This is a genomic window from Sporomusa sphaeroides DSM 2875, assembly GCF_001941975.2.
Classification (GTDB): Bacteria; Bacillota; Negativicutes; order Sporomusales; family Sporomusaceae; genus Sporomusa; species Sporomusa sphaeroides.
Genome location: NZ_CP146991.1, coordinates 1,487,341 through 1,503,064 on the forward strand (window position 1 = coordinate 1,487,341; position 15,724 = coordinate 1,503,064).

At 48.9% G+C, this 15,724-nt stretch carries 13 protein-coding genes; 11 read left to right on the forward strand and 2 right to left on the reverse strand.

Features of this window, described 5'->3' with window-relative positions:
- The first annotated feature begins 306 nt into the window (after window positions 1-306).
- The 11 genes from gltS (at window position 307) to SPSPH_RS06580 (ending at window position 11,197) form a co-directional block, all read left to right on the forward strand.
- Entirely contained in the window at window positions 307-1,533 is a 1,227-nt protein-coding gene (gene gltS / locus SPSPH_RS06530) for a sodium/glutamate symporter (protein ID WP_198930895.1), read from the forward strand.
- A gap of 24 nt (window positions 1,534-1,557) precedes the next feature.
- Entirely contained in the window at window positions 1,558-2,451 is an 894-nt protein-coding gene (gene ftcD / locus SPSPH_RS06535; RefSeq protein WP_075754341.1) for a glutamate formimidoyltransferase, read from the forward strand.
- Window positions 2,452-2,465: 14 nt separating this feature from the next.
- Window positions 2,466-3,092, forward strand: coding sequence for a cyclodeaminase/cyclohydrolase family protein (locus tag SPSPH_RS06540; RefSeq protein WP_075754343.1), 627 nt, complete (start codon window positions 2,466-2,468; stop codon window positions 3,090-3,092).
- A gap of 266 nt (window positions 3,093-3,358) precedes the next feature.
- Entirely contained in the window at window positions 3,359-3,571 is a 213-nt protein-coding gene (locus SPSPH_RS06545) for a 4Fe-4S dicluster domain-containing protein (protein ID WP_223226021.1), read from the forward strand.
- 65 nt (window positions 3,572-3,636) lie between these two features.
- Complete coding sequence (gene vorB, locus SPSPH_RS06550) at window positions 3,637-4,707, forward strand: 3-methyl-2-oxobutanoate dehydrogenase subunit VorB (RefSeq protein ID WP_075754347.1); 1,071 nt, start codon at window positions 3,637-3,639, stop codon at window positions 4,705-4,707.
- 2 nt (window positions 4,708-4,709) lie between these two features.
- Window positions 4,710-5,462 (forward strand): thiamine pyrophosphate-dependent enzyme, encoded by a 753-nt coding sequence (locus tag SPSPH_RS06555; RefSeq protein ID WP_075754349.1) that lies wholly within the window; start codon window positions 4,710-4,712, stop codon window positions 5,460-5,462.
- Window positions 5,459-5,989, forward strand: coding sequence for a 2-oxoacid:acceptor oxidoreductase family protein (locus SPSPH_RS06560; protein ID WP_075754351.1), 531 nt, complete (start codon window positions 5,459-5,461; stop codon window positions 5,987-5,989). Before SPSPH_RS06555 ends, SPSPH_RS06560 begins: the two co-directional genes overlap by 4 nt.
- Before the next feature lie 158 nt (window positions 5,990-6,147).
- Complete coding sequence (locus tag SPSPH_RS06565) at window positions 6,148-6,816, forward strand: YczE/YyaS/YitT family protein (protein ID WP_233138697.1); 669 nt, start codon at window positions 6,148-6,150, stop codon at window positions 6,814-6,816.
- Between the two features lie 30 nt (window positions 6,817-6,846).
- Window positions 6,847-7,809 (forward strand): EamA family transporter RarD, encoded by a 963-nt coding sequence (gene rarD / locus SPSPH_RS06570; protein ID WP_075754355.1) that lies wholly within the window; start codon window positions 6,847-6,849, stop codon window positions 7,807-7,809.
- A gap of 124 nt (window positions 7,810-7,933) precedes the next feature.
- Window positions 7,934-10,120 (forward strand): DNA topoisomerase III, encoded by a 2,187-nt coding sequence (locus SPSPH_RS06575; RefSeq protein ID WP_075754356.1) that lies wholly within the window; start codon window positions 7,934-7,936, stop codon window positions 10,118-10,120.
- Between the two features lie 15 nt (window positions 10,121-10,135).
- The gene (locus SPSPH_RS06580) at window positions 10,136-11,197 is read left to right on the forward strand and encodes a glycosyltransferase family 9 protein (protein ID WP_233138699.1); all 1,062 of its coding nucleotides are present in this window, start codon (window positions 10,136-10,138) and stop codon (window positions 11,195-11,197) included.
- Window positions 11,198-11,265: 68 nt separating this feature from the next.
- Here the strand turns inward: SPSPH_RS06580 and SPSPH_RS06585 are convergent, their stop codons facing one another.
- Together SPSPH_RS06585 and SPSPH_RS06590 are read right to left on the reverse strand one after the other, a co-directional pair.
- Window positions 11,266-14,400, reverse strand: a complete 3,135-nt coding sequence (locus tag SPSPH_RS06585) for an efflux RND transporter permease subunit (protein ID WP_075754360.1) — start codon at window positions 14,398-14,400, stop codon at window positions 11,266-11,268.
- Between the two features lie 12 nt (window positions 14,401-14,412).
- The gene (locus tag SPSPH_RS06590; protein WP_233138701.1) at window positions 14,413-15,546 is read right to left on the reverse strand and encodes an efflux RND transporter periplasmic adaptor subunit; all 1,134 of its coding nucleotides are present in this window, start codon (window positions 15,544-15,546) and stop codon (window positions 14,413-14,415) included.
- Window positions 15,547-15,724 lie beyond the last annotated feature (178 nt).

Below are 15,724 nucleotides of genomic sequence, written 5' to 3' on the forward strand. Positions count from 1 at the left end.
CAAATTTTTCAACTCCTGCAAATTTTTCATGCAAAATTTGCAGGAGTTTTTATTCCAACCCAGAGTATGCCTTTTTAAAACAGGATAAAGACACCTGCTGCTCCGGCTTGCGCCTAAGGTTTGGTGAAAGCCGGATTTTTTATGATCAACCCTGTTTTTTACAGTATAATCATATTTTTCCTGAAGCTTAGTTGGCATGATAATTGCAATAATTATAAACGAAACAGCAAGTATCAGAGAAGGAGGGAGCCACAGCGTAGTAGCACCGCCTGAGTCAGGCAAAAAAAAACAGTGGGAGGGAACAATGTGAGTTTTGAAGTAGTGAATCAGGTCATGGTGATGAAACTTGATATTGTCGCTACAGTAGCTATTGCCATTTTACTATTAATGTTTGGTGCCTGGATACGCCGCGTATTCCCGGTATTAGCCCGGTTCTGCATTCCATCGGCAGTTATCGGCGGGTTTACCTTTTCCCTATTGGCCTGGATTCTTAAGGAAACCAATCTGATGGCATTCAAGATGGATACCACGCTGCAAATGCCTTTTATGCTCGCCTTCTTTACTACCGTAGGTTTGGGCGGCAGTTTTGGACTTATTAAAAAGGGCGGTAAATCGCTCATTATCTATTTGGTGGGCTGCTGGGTTTTAGCCATCATGCAGAACGTTGTTGGCGCAGGCACGGCATTTTTGACAGGAATTCATCCGGTGCTTGGTGTAATGGCTGGCGCAGTTTCGCTGGAAGGCGGTATGGGAGCGGCTTCGGCGTTCGGTCCGACAGCAGAGCAGCTGGGGGTTCAGGGAGCCTTTGTTGTTGCTGTGGCATCGGCGACTTATGGCTTAATCAGTGGCGGCTTGATGGGCGGACCTCTGGCTAAATGGCTGATTGAGCGCTATAATTTACCCATTGAAACCAGTCAGGAAAATCTGGAAGAGCTGAATGAAGTCAAAGAGGAAGAAGCTATTACCAGTGACAAGGTTATGTACATGCTGGCCATTATACTTGTAGCTATGGTGCTTGGCGCTATGGGTTCAGCCAAGCTCAAGGATATTACCGGCTTTGTACTGCCAGGCTATGTTGGCGCAATGTTTGTTGCTGTGATCATCAGAAACTTTAATGATGTCAAACCGGTGTTCAATATGAGTGAGAAAGCAACAGACTTAATTGCCGATGTCAGTCTGGGAGTATTCCTCACAATGGCCATGATGTCTTTGAAAATTTGGGAAATATCCAACCTGGCAGGGCCGCTTTTAATCATTCTGGCTGTCCAAACCATTTTTATTCTGGTTTACTGCATTTACTTCCTGTTCCCGTTACTGGGACGCAATTACGACGCTGCCGTCATGTGTGCAGGCATGCTGGGGCATGGTCTTGGCGCTACCCCGAACGCGATTGCCAACATGGGCGCCGTGTCAGAACGCTATGGGGTAGTTTCACGCAAGGCTTTCCTGATTGTCCCGCTCTGCGGTGCGGTATTAATCGATATTGTTGCGATACCTAACATTGTATGGTTTATCAATTATTTTGCCAAATAACAGTAATTTGAAGGAGAGTAGTATATGAGCAGACTTGTCGAATGTGTACCTAATTTTAGTGAGGGACGGCGACCGGAAGTTATTGCGGCTATTACCGGGGAGGTAACGAAAGTGACAGGGGTGACACTCTTAAATGTTAACTCCGATGCCAGCCACAACCGTACGGTAGTCACTTTTGTCGGCGAACCTCAGGCAGCCAAACTGGCAGCTTTTAATGCCTGCGCCAAAGCGGCTGAGCTGATTGATATGGAGCAGCATCAGGGCGAGCATCCCCGCATCGGCGCTACTGATGTCATTCCGTTTATTCCTGTCAGTAATATTACTATGGAAGAGTGTGTGGAGCTTGCCAATGAACTGGGCCGGGAAATTGCCGAAAAGCTGGACATTCCTGTGTATTTGTACGAAGCGGCTGCCAAAACTCCGGCCAGGGTTAAGCTGCCTGATGTGCGCAAGGGTGAGTATGAAGGGCTAAAGACTGCTATCAGCACTCCGGAACGCACTCCGGACTTTGGTCCGGCCCGGATGCATCCGACTGCCGGCGCAACGGTAGTCGGGGCGCGTCAATTCCTGATTGCTTATAACATTAACCTCAGCACTTCTGATGTTGCTATTGCCAAAAAAATTGCCAATAGCATTCGTGAGGTCAAAGGCGGCTACAAATATTGCCGGGCTATGGGGGTAATGATTGAAGAACGGAATATGGCGCAGGTTACTATTAATATGGTAGACTATACCGGTACACCGCTGCACCGGGTATTTGAAACCGTCAAATCAGAGGCGGCACGGTATGGTGTTTCGATTATTGGCAGTGAAATTGTCGGTATGGTTCCTTTGCAGGCGCTTGTTGACACGGCAGATTTTTATTTACGGTTGGAAGGCTTTGACCGCAAGCAGGTATTGGAAGAAAACCTTAGATAAAAGGGGTCATGCAGATGTTGATGCAAATGAAACTTACTGATTTCCTCGAAGAACTGGGTTCAAACTCACCGGCGCCGGGCGGCGGCAGCATTGCAGCCTTGGCCGGGTCTCTTGCCGGGTCCCTGACAGCCATGGTTTGCCGGCTGACGGTGGGCAACAGCAAATATGCAGAAGTGCAGGGCGAGGTAGCAGCCATTCTTGCCGAAGCCGACAGCTTAAGGAGCGTACTTGCCCGTTATGTTGATGCCGATACCGAGGCGTTCAATGAAGTCATGGCGGCTTATAAGCTCCCCAAAACCACGGAAGAGGAAAAGGCGGCGCGAACTGCTGCTATTCAACACGCCATGCAACAGGCGGCTAATCTGCCGCTGGCTGTTGCCGAGTGTTGCTTGAAAGTGCTTGCTCTGGCAGGGCGGGTGCTCGCCATTGGCAATGCCAATGCTGCCAGCGACGCAGCGGTGGCAGGTCTGATGGCTCATGCCGGCTTGCATGGCGCGCTGTTTAATGTGAAAATTAATTTAGGAAGTATTAAAGACGGCGCCTTTGTCACTGTCACTCAAACAAAAATTAAAGAATTTGTTGAACAAGACAGTAAGCTGCATACTGAACTGCTGACAGTTGCAGGCAGGGTTATCGGCTAATGAATGTTTGCCTCCGGCTATTGCCGGAGGCTTTTTTGTCCTAACAGAAAGTATAACTTTCTTAAAAGCAGGATAAGGGCAACATCGGTTTGCGCTGTCGCTAAAGGCTCGGCACAAGCCGTGTTTTCTTTATGATAACGGCAGGACAATACGTTTGTACGTCGAAGTGTATAGAAATGTAGTTATACTAAAGTTTATGTAAATAAAGTGTTACCTGGACAAAACGTATGGCTTTTTGAATAGAACAAAGATGTGTGGGGGTGAGTATGATGCCTAAAATCCATGTATTTGGCGAAAAGTGCAAAAGCTGTGGTCTTTGTATTGAAGTATGTCCGAAGAAGGTGCTGGCTGTTGGCGATAAGGCTAACTCTAAGGGCTATTACACGATAATTGCCGCCGAGGAAGATAAATGCGTGAGCTGCGCCTTATGCGCTCTGATGTGTCCGGATATTGCACTGGAAGTGTACAAAGAGTCCTAGTACTTTACACCACCTCTTAATCTCAAATGTTAAGCGGCGCATGGTACTAGAAAGGAGAGAACATTATGGACAAGAAACTAATCAAAGGCAATGAAGCCATTGCCGAAGCAGCAATCAAGGCAGGCTGTAAACTGTTTTTTGGTTATCCCATTACACCGTCCACAGAAATCGTGGAATACCTGTCAAAGCATTTGCCCAAAGCCGGAGGAACGCTGCTGCAGGGTGAGGACGAAGTTGCCTCGATAAATATGTGTTACGGTGCAGCCTGTACCGGTGCGCGGGTTATGACTGCCTCCTCCAGTCCTGGCTACAGTCTAAAACAGGAGGGCTTATCTTATATTGCGGCTGCCGAATTGCCGGTGGTTGTCGTCAATATTAACCGGACCGGACCTGGTCTTGGCGGCCTTGGACCCACTCAGTCCGACTATTTCCAATGTACCAAAGGGGGAGGTCATGGCGATTACCGTCTGATCGTGCTGGCTCCTTCCAAAGCGCAGGAAATGTATGACTACACGCTGGAAGCTTTTGATCTTGCCGATAAGTATCGCAACCCTGTACTTATTCTTGCCGACGGCTTCTTAGGCCAGATGATGGAACCGGTGGAGCTTAAAGAACGTCAGGCAGTGGAATTGCCGGCAAAAGACTGGGTGATTGACGGCTGTGCCGGCAGGCCGAAACGCAAGCTTGCCAGTTTTTCGCTTACCAATGAAATTGGTGAAGTCAATAACCTGTATTGGGAAGCCAAATATAAGAATATACAAGGGCTGGAGCAGCGCTGGGAAGAATTTCAGACTGAAGATGCCGAATACCTGATTGCCGCTTACGGCACCTGTGCCAGAATTGCTAAGACCGTGGTGCTGAATGCACGCAAGCAGGGAATTAAGCTGGGATTAATCCGGCCCATTACGCTGTGGCCGTTCCCGGAAAAGGCCTTTGCTCCCTACCGGGGGAAGGTTAAAGGTGTACTGACTGTGGAGTTAAATACCGGACAAATGATTGAAGATGTCAAGCTGGCGCTGGAATGCAGCGTGCCGGTCAAACTTCACCGGCGTTTGGGCGGCATGCTGCCACACGAAGATGAAATACTGGGAGACCTTATTAAACAATTGGAAATCCCCGTAGTGCGGGAGGTGTAATAATGGAAAAAGTATTTAGCAAAACTGCAGGCTTGACAGATATCCCCTTTCACTATTGTCCAGGCTGTACTCATGGAATTATTCACCGCTTAATTGGTGAAGTTATGGAAGAACTTGATATTATTGATAAAACCATCGGGGTAGCGCCGGTAGGCTGTGCCGGTTTTTCCCTGGATTTTTTCAGTTGTGATTTTGTAGGCGCGGCGCATGGTCGGGCGCAGGCGGTAGGCACCGGGATTAAACGGGCGCTGCCTGACAGACTGGTGTTCACCTATCAGGGCGACGGCGACATTGCCGCCATTGGTACGGCCCATGCGATTCATGTGGCGGCCAGAGGGGAAAAGATTACCTCCATCATGGTTAATAATGCTGTATTTGGCATGACCGGCGGCCAGATGGCCCCTACCACTATCACCGGGCAGGTAACGACAACAAGTCCTTATGGCCGTGATGACAGCCTTGTCGGTGCGCCTATTGATTTGCCCAAGACCATTGCCAGTTTGAGCGGTGCGGTCTATGTTGCTGCCGTTTCAGTAGATTCGCCTAAAAATATTATTCAGGCCAAAAAAGCGCTTAAGCGGGCTTTTCAGGTACAGCAACTGGGATTAGGCTTTGCCTTTGTCAGCATATTATCGTCTTGTCCGACCAACTGGGGATTGTCGCCTGTCGACAGCCTCAAATGGCTGCAGGAAAATATGCTGCCTATCTACGAAATGGGCGAGCTTAAAGTACCTGAGGAGGTGAAAGCGCTATGATGGACAAAATTCTTTTAGCCGGCTTCGGCGGTCAGGGAGTTATGTTTATCGGCAAAGTATTGGCTTATTCCGGTATGCTGGGTGGGCGTGAGGTCTGCTGGATTCCCTCCTATGGCCCTGAAATGCGCGGCGGGACAGCCAACTGCTCGGTATTGGTTTCTGACGAAGAAATTCATTCTCCGGTCATTAACCAGGCAGATGCAGGTATTGTGCTTAACCAGCCTTCCTATGATAAATTCCTGGCACGCGTTAAGCCAGGCGGCACACTGGTAGTAAACAGCTCCATTATTGATACCACGCAAAAACGGGATGATATCAACATTGTTGCCGTTCCGGCCACCGAGCTGGCGAATGAGATTGGCAATGCCAGCCTCGCTAATATGGTTTGCCTGGGAGCTTTGCTGCCTGCTTTATCCTTGGTTGACCTGGACAGTGTTAAAACGGCTATGGACGAAGTTATCGGCAAGAAAAAGCCGGAGCTGTATGAACTAAATGTTGCTGCCATTCGCAAAGGCTTGCAAAAATAAAAAGAACTGAATAAAAGAGCGGGTTAATCCCCGGATGATAAGAACGGCTAAGCTTCAGCCGGAGTTAACACTCTGCCTGAAGCTTAGTCTTACTTTATTTCCTCATTTATGATATAATTAAATGATATACTTATAACAGAAAATGAAATGAGAACAGTATGATGATTAAGCGAATACTCTCTTTGCTTTGGGGGTTATTTTTGTTTGCCCTGGGAATTGTCCTTACTGTCCAAAGTAATCTGGGAACAGCGCCCTGGGATGTTTTGCATCTGGGCTTAACCAATTATTTGCCGCTTACACTGGGGCAAGTGTCCCAACTGACAGGAATCCTGGTCATTGGCGTTAGCTGGTTTTTGGGCGTAAAGCCCGGTTGGGGCAGTTTTGCCAATATGTATTTTATTGGTTTATTTATTGATATTATTATGGCTGTTGGCTGGATCCCAATGATGCACCACTGGCTGCTGCAACTGGCTCTGCTGTTTATGGGTATCTGGCTAATCGGCTGGGCCACTTTCTTCTATTTATCGGCTGCTTTTGGCGCCGGACCGCGCGATAGCCTGATGGTTGCCGTTGTCCGGAAAATCGGCTGGCCGGTATGGAAGATACGAACCATTCTTGAGACCAGTGTGACAGCTATCGGCTATTTTCTTGGCGGGCCTGTCGGTGTTGGTACGATTATCATCGCGTTTACTCTGGGGCCATCCATTCAATGGGCTTTTAGTATTATGGGAAAACGGGCCCAGGATATTAATCATGATCCGCTGATTTTCCGTGAGAGAAAATCAGCCGTTAATGATAAGCCGGAACAGCATTCAGAAACTACATGACCGTATAATTACATAAAGGTGGGAACACACTTGCAGATAAAAACAAGTCAGCAGAATGAACGGCTGAGAGGAATAATATTAGCTGTCGGCGCCTATTGCTTATGGGGAATATTGCCGATTTACTGGAAACAATTACCTAATGTTTCGGCTTATGAGATTTTGGCACATCGTGTTGTTTGGTCCTTTTTCTTTATGTTTGCTGTTATCCTGACAACACGCAGTCTGCGCCAATTTTTAGATGAGACTAAGCAGATTTGCCGTAATCGCAAAAAACTTGGGGGCTTATTCATCGTTTCCACATTAATCAGTATCAACTGGTGGGTTTATATCTGGGCGGTTAATGCAAGCCGGATTGTGGAAACCAGCCTCGGCTATTATATTAATCCGCTTGTCAGTGTCTTGCTGGGGATTATTGTTTTGAAGGAAAAATTGTCGCTGTGGCAAACTGTGTCATTTATGCTGGCGGCTGTCGGTGTACTGACAATGACGATTAATTTTGGCGCTATTCCCTGGGTATCTTTGTGGTTAGCCTTTACGTTTGCCTTTTATGGCATGTGCAAGAAAATCCTTGCTATTGGGGCGGTAACGGCTACTACGCTGGAGACGCTTATTGTATCGCCCTTTGCCGTAGCCTATTTGCTGTATGTATACGGGCAGGGGGGAGCCGCCTTTAGTCTTGCTATGCCAACTACCGCTGCGTTGCTGATGGGGGCCGGTGCGGTCACTGCCATACCTTTGCTGTTATTTGCCGGCGGTGCTAACCGCTTGCCGCTAAGCTTGCTGGGGTTTATCCAATACCTGTCGCCGACTATTTCTTTAACCGTGGGTGTACTTTTGTATCATGAGCCGTTTACAAGCACCCATCTGGTTTCCTTTAGCTTAATATGGCTGGCTCTCGGCATATTCTCGTTAGCCAGGACGAAGCTGTTTATTAAAGCCGAAGAACGGATTATCGGCTTGTTTAAAGGCCGTCAGGAAAAACTATCCTCTTGAACGATTGGATCTTTTTTTCTGACAGGTAAGGCAGGCATTAGATAAGGCCGCTTTCTGATTGGCAGAAGGTGGCCTGATAAAAGGGGTATACTAATATTCATACTATATTTATGTGAGGTCTATTATGAGCAAAATTGTAGTATTAGCAGAGAAACCTTCTGTAGGCCGGGACTTAGCCAGGGTATTGAAGTGCAATACCAAAGGCAATGGCTATTTTGAGGGAGCAAAATACATCGTTACCTGGGCGCTTGGGCATCTGGTGACATTGGCAGATCCGGAAGGCTATGACGAAAAATACAAGGCATGGCGCCTGGAAGACTTGCCGATGCTGCCCAAAGAGCTTAAGCTGGTGATCATCAAGCAGACCGGCAAACAATACAACACTGTTAAAGAGCAGCTTACGCGCAAAGATGTCAGTGAGATTGTTATTGCCACCGATGCCGGCCGGGAAGGCGAACTTGTCGCCCGCTGGATCCTGGAGAAAGCGCATGTCAATAAGCCGGTAAAAAGACTGTGGATTTCGTCTGTTACTGACAAAGCTATTCTTGAGGGTTTCAACAACCTGAAACCAGGGAAAAACTATGAAAATCTGTACGCTTCAGCAGTAGCCCGCGCCGAAGCTGATTGGCTGGTAGGTATTAACGCCACCCGGGCCTTAACCACCAAGTACAATGCCCAGCTATCCTGCGGGCGGGTTCAGTCCCCAACGCTGGCCATTATTGCCGCCAGAGAAGCGGAAATAAAGAATTTTCAGCCACGGATGTATTATGGCATTACGGCAGTTGCCGAACGCCTGAAATTAACCTGGCAGGATAGCAAAAGCAAAGACAGCAAGACCTTTGACCGAGAGGTTTGTGACAGGATTAGTAAAGCCATCACCGGGAAAAAGGCCGAAATCCTTGATGTACATAAAACTAACAAGAAGAGCTTTGCATCGGCCTTATATGACTTAACAGAACTGCAGCGGGATGCCAATAAGATTTTTGGATTTTCCGCTAAGGAAACCCTGTCAATTATGCAGAAATTATACGAAACCCATAAAGCCCTGACCTATCCGCGCACCGACTCGCGTTATCTTTCAACAGATATTGTTGAGACCCTGAAGGACAGAGTAAAAGCGTGTGATACCGGCCTTTATTCCCGGCAAATCCTCAAAATACTGAAAGGGTCCATCAAGGCCGGCAGTCATTTTGTTGATAACAGCAAAGTATCTGACCATCATGCCATTATCCCGACCGAGCAGCCGGTGGTGCTGGCTGCTTTAACCGATAAGGAGAAGAAGATTTATGATTTAGTTGTCAAACGTTTTCTGGCAGTGCTGCTGCCGCCGTTTGAATATGAACAGACAACAGTTAAAGCGCAAATCGGCGGTGAGCTGTTTCTTGCCAAAGGCAAAACCGTACTTGCACCCGGCTGGAAAGAACTCTACACCAACACCCCGGATGAGGAAGATTCGGCTGACGGCATTGCCGAGCAATTGCTGCCCGGTCTTACTAAAGGCGACCTTTTGCCGATAGCCTCAGTTTCGCTGACTAAAGGCGCGACAAAACCGCCTGCTCCCTTTAATGAAGCCAGTTTGTTATCAGCCATGGAGAATCCGGCAAAATACATGTCAGGTGAGAGCCAGGCACTTAAACAAATTATTGGTGAAACAGGGGGACTTGGCACAGTTGCCACCAGGGCGGATATTATTGAAAAGCTATTTAGCAGTTTTGTTATTGAGAAAAAGGGCAAAGATATTTTTGTTACCTCCAAAGGCAGACAGCTGTTGGATTTAGCCCCGGAAGAACTGAAATCACCGGCTTTAACGGCTGCATGGGAGCAGAAATTAAGCGCCATTGCTAAAGGACAGCTGCCCAAGCAGGCTTTTATTACCGAGATCAAAGACTATACGAAAGCCATTATTATTGGTATAAAAAACAGTAAGGAACAGTTTAAGCACGATAATCTCAGCCGCACCCGCTGTCCGGAATGCGGCAAGTACTTGCTTGAGGTTAATGGGAAAAGAGGGAAAGCTTTAGTTTGTCAGGACCGTGAATGCGGTTACCGCAAGAATGTGGCCCAGACAACCAATGCCCGCTGCCCTAAATGCCACAAAAAACTTGACCTCAAAGGGGAAGGCGAGGCACGGACTTTCGTGTGCGCCTGCGGTTATCGCGAGAAACTGGCAGCCTTTACCGAGCGTAGAAAGCAGGAAAATGATACGAAGATTTCTAAAAAGGATGTATCACGCTATTTAAACCAGCAGCCTGATAGTCAGCCTTTTAATACTGCGCTTGCCGAAGCGCTTGCCAAGCTTACATTAAAGTAACAGGATGAATCCGAAGTGACTGAAGGCGGTAGTTTTATGACCAGGGAGATATTGATAATTAGATTAAGTTCCATTGGTGATGTTATCCATTGTACACCGGTAGCCGGGTCGCTGAAAGCCGCCTGGCCTGACTGTAGAATCACCTGGCTTGTCGGTGAGACTTGCGCTGACCTTATCAAAGATAATCCGCACATTGATGAAATCATGGTATGGCCGCGGGAACGGTTTGATAAACATCTCAGAGAATATGAGTTCAGCCAGGCGCTTGCCTTATGGCGGGATTTGCGGCAACAGCTGGCGGTAAAGTCTTTTTATGCGGTACTTGATATTCACGGCCTGTTTCTTACCGGGATGATCGCCAGGCTGGTAAGGACTGACCGGCGTATCGGCCTTAAGTGTGCCAGAGAGCTTAATCCCCTATTTATGACCGAGAAGGCGGCTCCGCTCGGGACCCATATTATCGACCGGTATTTGGGGGTGTTAACCGCCCTGGGTATTCGTCCCGCCTGCCGGGAAATGCTGCTGATGGTTCCGGGGGAAGCCAGGGAATTTGCGCAGCATTTTTTGCAGCAAGCGCAAGTTGCCGCTGAAGACCGGTTGGCCGTATTGGTTCCCGGTACCACCTGGCCGACTAAGAACTGGCCGGCAGAACGGTTCGCGGCAACGGCGGCGCGGCTTGCCCAAGATTTCAAAATACTGTTGTGCGGTGGCAAGAGCGAGTTGGCTCTGGGACGGGAAATAGTGGCTAAGGCCGGTGTGCCGGTAATCAATGCGATCGGGCAGACCAGTCTTTTAGAGATGGCGGCTATTCTTGGGTGCGCAGCTGTCGTTATTGCCGGCGATACCGGGCCGCTCTACATGGCGGCTGCCTTAGGCACGCCAACGGTAGCCATTTTCGGGCCGACCAATCCGGCAACCTATGTACCTCCAGGCAAGAATAATGCGTTTGTCTATAACCAACAGGCCTGTTCATTTTGTCATAAAACAAAATGCCGGCTAAAAAGTATGGATTGTATAAGCAGCGTGCAGCCGGCAGCCGTTGTCGAGCAGGTTTACCGGGTAGGGAAAAAATCATAAATCAGCTAAAGAATAGCAAGAAGAGAGAGCCATTGGCTCTCTCTTTTAAACTTTTTACTAACTTTGCATCAACTGCTATGTTTCAATTTGAAGGCCTTGTATTTAGCAACTCCGTATTCAATAGCAACAAATAATACGGGAATCAGGAAGATACCCAGACCGGTAGCTACCACCATGCCGCCGACAACTGTTGTTCCCAGTGCCGAACGGGCGGCAGCTCCGGCACCTGTTGATAATGCCAGCGGGATGCAGCCTAAAATGAAGGCAAACGAGGTCATCAAAATTGGCCGCAGTCTGAGTTTTGATGCTTCAATGGCTGCCTGTACCGGTTCCATGCCATTGTCTGTCCTGACTTTGGCATATTCTACAATCAGGATAGCGTTTTTGGCCGCCAGACCGATAAGCATAACCAAACCAATCTGCATGTAAACGCTATTTTCCATTCCCCGGGCATAGATGAAGAGGACTGAGCCTAAAATGCCGGTGGGGACCGATAACAGTACGGCAAAGGGCACGCTCCAGCTTTCATACAAAGCTGCCAGGCACAGGAAGACGAACAGGAGTGCAAAGCCGAAGATAATGGGGGTCTGCCCGCTGGAAAGCTTTTCTTCGCGGCTTAAATCCGCCCATTCGTAGGTAAAGGTTTGGGGCAATACCTCGGCTGCCACTTCTTCCAGTGCCTGCATAGCCTGACCGGAACTGTAGCCTGCAGCCGTGGTAGCATTAATTTGCATAGCCGGATAACCGTTATAACGTTTTATCAGCGTCTGACCACTGGTGGCAACCGGTGTGATCAGGGTATTAAGCGGTACCATGGTACCGGCCGAGCTCCGTACATAGAAGAAGCGGGTCGCGTCCACATCGGAGCGGAATTCCGGCTCTGCCTGGAGCATAACCTTGTAGGTACGGCCAAAGCGGTTGAAGTCATTTACCTGAACACCGCCAAGGAAGGTTTGCAGGGCGGTAAATACATCCTGGACAGGTACACCCAGCGCTTTGGCTTTTTCCCTGTTTACTTCGTAGCGGTAGGAAGGAGTGTCTGCCCGGAAGCTGGATTGCGCCATAGCCAGTTCCGGACGCTTTCTGGCGGCTGCGATAAACTGCTGGGATACGTTGCTCATTTCGTCCAGCGGCGCGCCGCCCCTGTCCTGAATCATTAAGGTTAAGCCCCCAACGCTGCCAATGCCCGGCAGGGCAGGCGGGTTAAAGGCAAAAACAGTAGCTTCCGGTATAGTGCTTACCTTAGCCATGGCCTGCCCCAGAATGGCGTTTAACTGTGTATTGGGTGTTGTGCGGTCTGCCCATGGTTCCAGGCCGGCAATTACCATCGCGCCGTTCGGCTTTTGACCACCGGCCAGCATATCAAAACCGGCTATTTCCCCAGTGGTTTTCACGCCGGGAAGTGAGCGGTAGATTTCGCCGACCTGTTTGGCAATTGCCCGGGTGCGGTTCATATTGGCCCCTTCCGGCAGGCTGACGACAGATAACATGAAGCCCTGGTCTTCATTAGGAACAAAAGTGGACGGAATAACCCGCAGCATACCGACACACAATATGACGATTACTGCTAAGCCTACACCCCAGAGACTGGCCCGGCGAATTGAATGACGGACACCATCGGAATATTTTTCGGTTATCCGCTCAAACCATTTGTTGAAACGATCAAAAAATCTGCCCAACATGCCGGTGCGAGCTTCACCAGTATATGGCTTTAAAAACATGGCGCATAAGGCTGGTGTCAGTGTCAGGGCTACAATGGCCGACAAGGCCATGGAAACAGCAATGGTTAAGGCAAATTGCTTATACAGAACGCCGGTCGTTCCTGTGAAAAAGGCAACAGGAATGAAAACAGACGCAAGCACGAAAGCAATGGCGATAACCGGACCGGATACCTCTTCCATCGCCCGGATTGTCGCTTCCTTGGGATTTAGGCCGGAATGCCGCATGTGGTGCTCAACCGCTTCCACAACGACAATGGCATCATCAACTACCAGACCAATGGCCAGTACCATGGCAAACAGGGTCAGTGTATTGATGGAAAATCCTAATATTACAAAGGCGCCAAAGGTGCCGATCAGGGAGACGGGAACTGCGAGCATTGGAATCAAGGTGGCGCGCCAATTTTGCAGGAATAGGTAAACAATAACCAATACCAGCGCAAGGGCTTCCAGGAAAGTATGGAATACCTTTTCCAGAGACTCTTTAATATATTCGGTGCTATCGTTAAGGATGCGATATTCCAGATCTGGCGGGAAACGTTTGGCCGCATTGTCAATGACCTGCCGTACACCGCTGATTGTTTCCAGAGCGTTGGCATCGGTCGTGAGCTGGACTGCAAAAACAACGGCATCTTTGCCGTCAAAATTACTTTTAAACGAATTATCCTTAGCACTTAATTCAATGGTGGCGATATCGCCTAAATAGATCGCCGACCCGTCCGAGTGCATGCGAATGATGACTTTCTTAAAATCTTCTTCGGTGGTCAGACGACCCTGAACACTGGCCGTATATTGGAACTCCTGCTCCGGTATTGAGGGGAGCTGGCCAATGGTACCGGCCGGTGCCTGCACATTCTGCTCTTTTATGGCACTGGCGATGTCGGTAGCCGTAATTCCCAACTGCGCCAATTTATCCGGTTTGAGCCAAACCCGCATACTATAGTCGGTGCCATATTCGGCAACATCACCGACACCTTTAACCCGCCGGATGTCATCAATGATGTTGATACTGCCGTAAGTCTTGAGAAACACGCTGTCATAGTTGCCCTGTGGGGAAATAAGAGAAAAATACAAAGCCGTGTCAGGCGAAACCTTGCGGGTTGTTACGCCCATAAGCTGCACATCCTGAGGTAAACCGGAATTCGCCTGAGCTACCCGGTTTTGGGTGTACATTGTCACCATATCAGGATTTTGTCCTAATTCGAATTTGAGATTGAGTGAGTAGCGGCCAGTATCGGCACTGGTGGAGGTCATAGACACTGCACCTTCTACGCCGTTGGCCTGCTGTTCGATGACCTGGGCTACCGTTTGCTCCACGACATCAGCGTTAGCGCCGGTATAAGCGGTACTGACACTGACCTGTGGCGGCGTAATCTGCGGATATTGGGCAATTGGCAGGAAAAAGGCGGCAACACCGCCTGTCAGGGTAATGAGAATCGCGATAACAATCGCAAAGATAGGTCGATTAATAAAAAACTTTGCCATGAACCCGCCTCCTTACTTCGTGCCCGGAATAGTCAGATCATTTAGTCCGATCATGGTGATGTTAAGCGGCGAACCTGGCTGGGTTTTCGCAAATCCTTCGACAACAACGATATCCTGGGGAGTAAGCCCTTCTTCGATAACTTGCAGATTGCCAATTTTGGGTCCTAATTTTACCGGCTTGGTCGTTGCTTCATTATTGGCGCCGGCAACAGTGACAAAGGTTTTACCCAGCATTTCCTGAACAGCCCGCTGGGGAATCAGTAATGCTCCCTGCCGGGTTTCACCGACAGCCACTATTCTGGCAAACATGCCGGGTACCAGCAACTGGTTGGGATTATCGAAAGCGGCTTTCATGGCCAGAGTACCGGTTTGGTTGGCCATTCCCCGGTCAATCTGTTCCAGATGGCCGGGAAGCGGATACTCGCTGCCATCGCTGAGAATCAGTTTAAGGTTTTGTCCCCAGGCATCAGGGGAAGTGCCCATTTTGGCAAATTTTAGATATTCATTTTCACTCATACTGAAGCGCACTTGTACGGGGTTGACTGTTGAGACAGTTGCCAGTACAGTACTGCCGGCCTGAACATAGCCGCCGACACTTAACTCGTTTACACCAATCCGGCCATCTACCGGCGATACGATTAAGGTGTCTGACAAATCATTCTGGGCTTGCTCCAGTTTGGCCTGATAAGCTTTTACCAAAGCTTCTGCCTGCTCGGCCTGCGACACAGCCGTGTCCAGAATCTGAATGGCTATGCCTCCTTGACTTGCCAGGTTTTGATAGCGGGTAACATCGCGTTGGATATTGCTAAACGAAGCCTGCGCCTGGGCCACCTGCGCCTGGGCATCGGCTACCGCCGCCGCATATTTGCGACGGTCAATTTCAAACAGCGGTTGTCCGGCACGAATTGTATCGCCGCCGTTGACAAATTTACGGGAGATATTGCCAGAGACTTCTGATTTGACCTGGACTTCGTCTTTGGCGATAATTTCACCAACAAACTCGTATGTAACAGGTGTATCCTGCTGAATAACCTGCATGGCTTTGACGACAACTTCCTGAGCCGGACGGGCAGTCTGCTGTTTACTGCAGCCTGCTGTTACCACCAAGAACAGCACAGTCAGCCATATAATGCTTTTTCGGTTCACTAGTATTTCTCCTTGTATTATAGAGTAGTAGTTATTAGAGCCCCTCTCCAAGGGCTATATGCTACACTGTAAAGGATGCTGTGGATTGGTTTTATCTCCTACCACCAGATGGTTCAAGAGAGGCTCCAACCGCAGCCCTTTGCAGGTTTGTTAATCAGTTAGATACCGCCAGACGGTT

Excerpts from the sequence above, each read along its gene's own strand:
- ftcD (WP_075754341.1), top strand. The coding sequence starts at position 1,558 with ATGAGCAGACTTGTCGAATGTGTACCTAATTTTAGTGAGGGACGGCGA.
- SPSPH_RS06540 (WP_075754343.1), top strand. The coding sequence starts at position 2,466 with ATGTTGATGCAAATGAAACTTACTGATTTCCTCGAAGAACTGGGTTCA.
- SPSPH_RS06545 (WP_223226021.1), top strand. The coding sequence starts at position 3,359 with ATGATGCCTAAAATCCATGTATTTGGCGAAAAGTGCAAAAGCTGTGGT.
- vorB (WP_075754347.1), top strand. The coding sequence starts at position 3,637 with ATGGACAAGAAACTAATCAAAGGCAATGAAGCCATTGCCGAAGCAGCA.
- SPSPH_RS06555 (WP_075754349.1), top strand. The coding sequence starts at position 4,710 with ATGGAAAAAGTATTTAGCAAAACTGCAGGCTTGACAGATATCCCCTTT.
- SPSPH_RS06560 (WP_075754351.1), top strand. The coding sequence starts at position 5,459 with ATGATGGACAAAATTCTTTTAGCCGGCTTCGGCGGTCAGGGAGTTATG.
- SPSPH_RS06565 (WP_233138697.1), top strand. The coding sequence starts at position 6,148 with ATGATGATTAAGCGAATACTCTCTTTGCTTTGGGGGTTATTTTTGTTT.
- SPSPH_RS06575 (WP_075754356.1), top strand. The coding sequence starts at position 7,934 with ATGAGCAAAATTGTAGTATTAGCAGAGAAACCTTCTGTAGGCCGGGAC.
- SPSPH_RS06585 (WP_075754360.1), bottom strand. The coding sequence starts at position 14,400 with ATGGCAAAGTTTTTTATTAATCGACCTATCTTTGCGATTGTTATCGCG.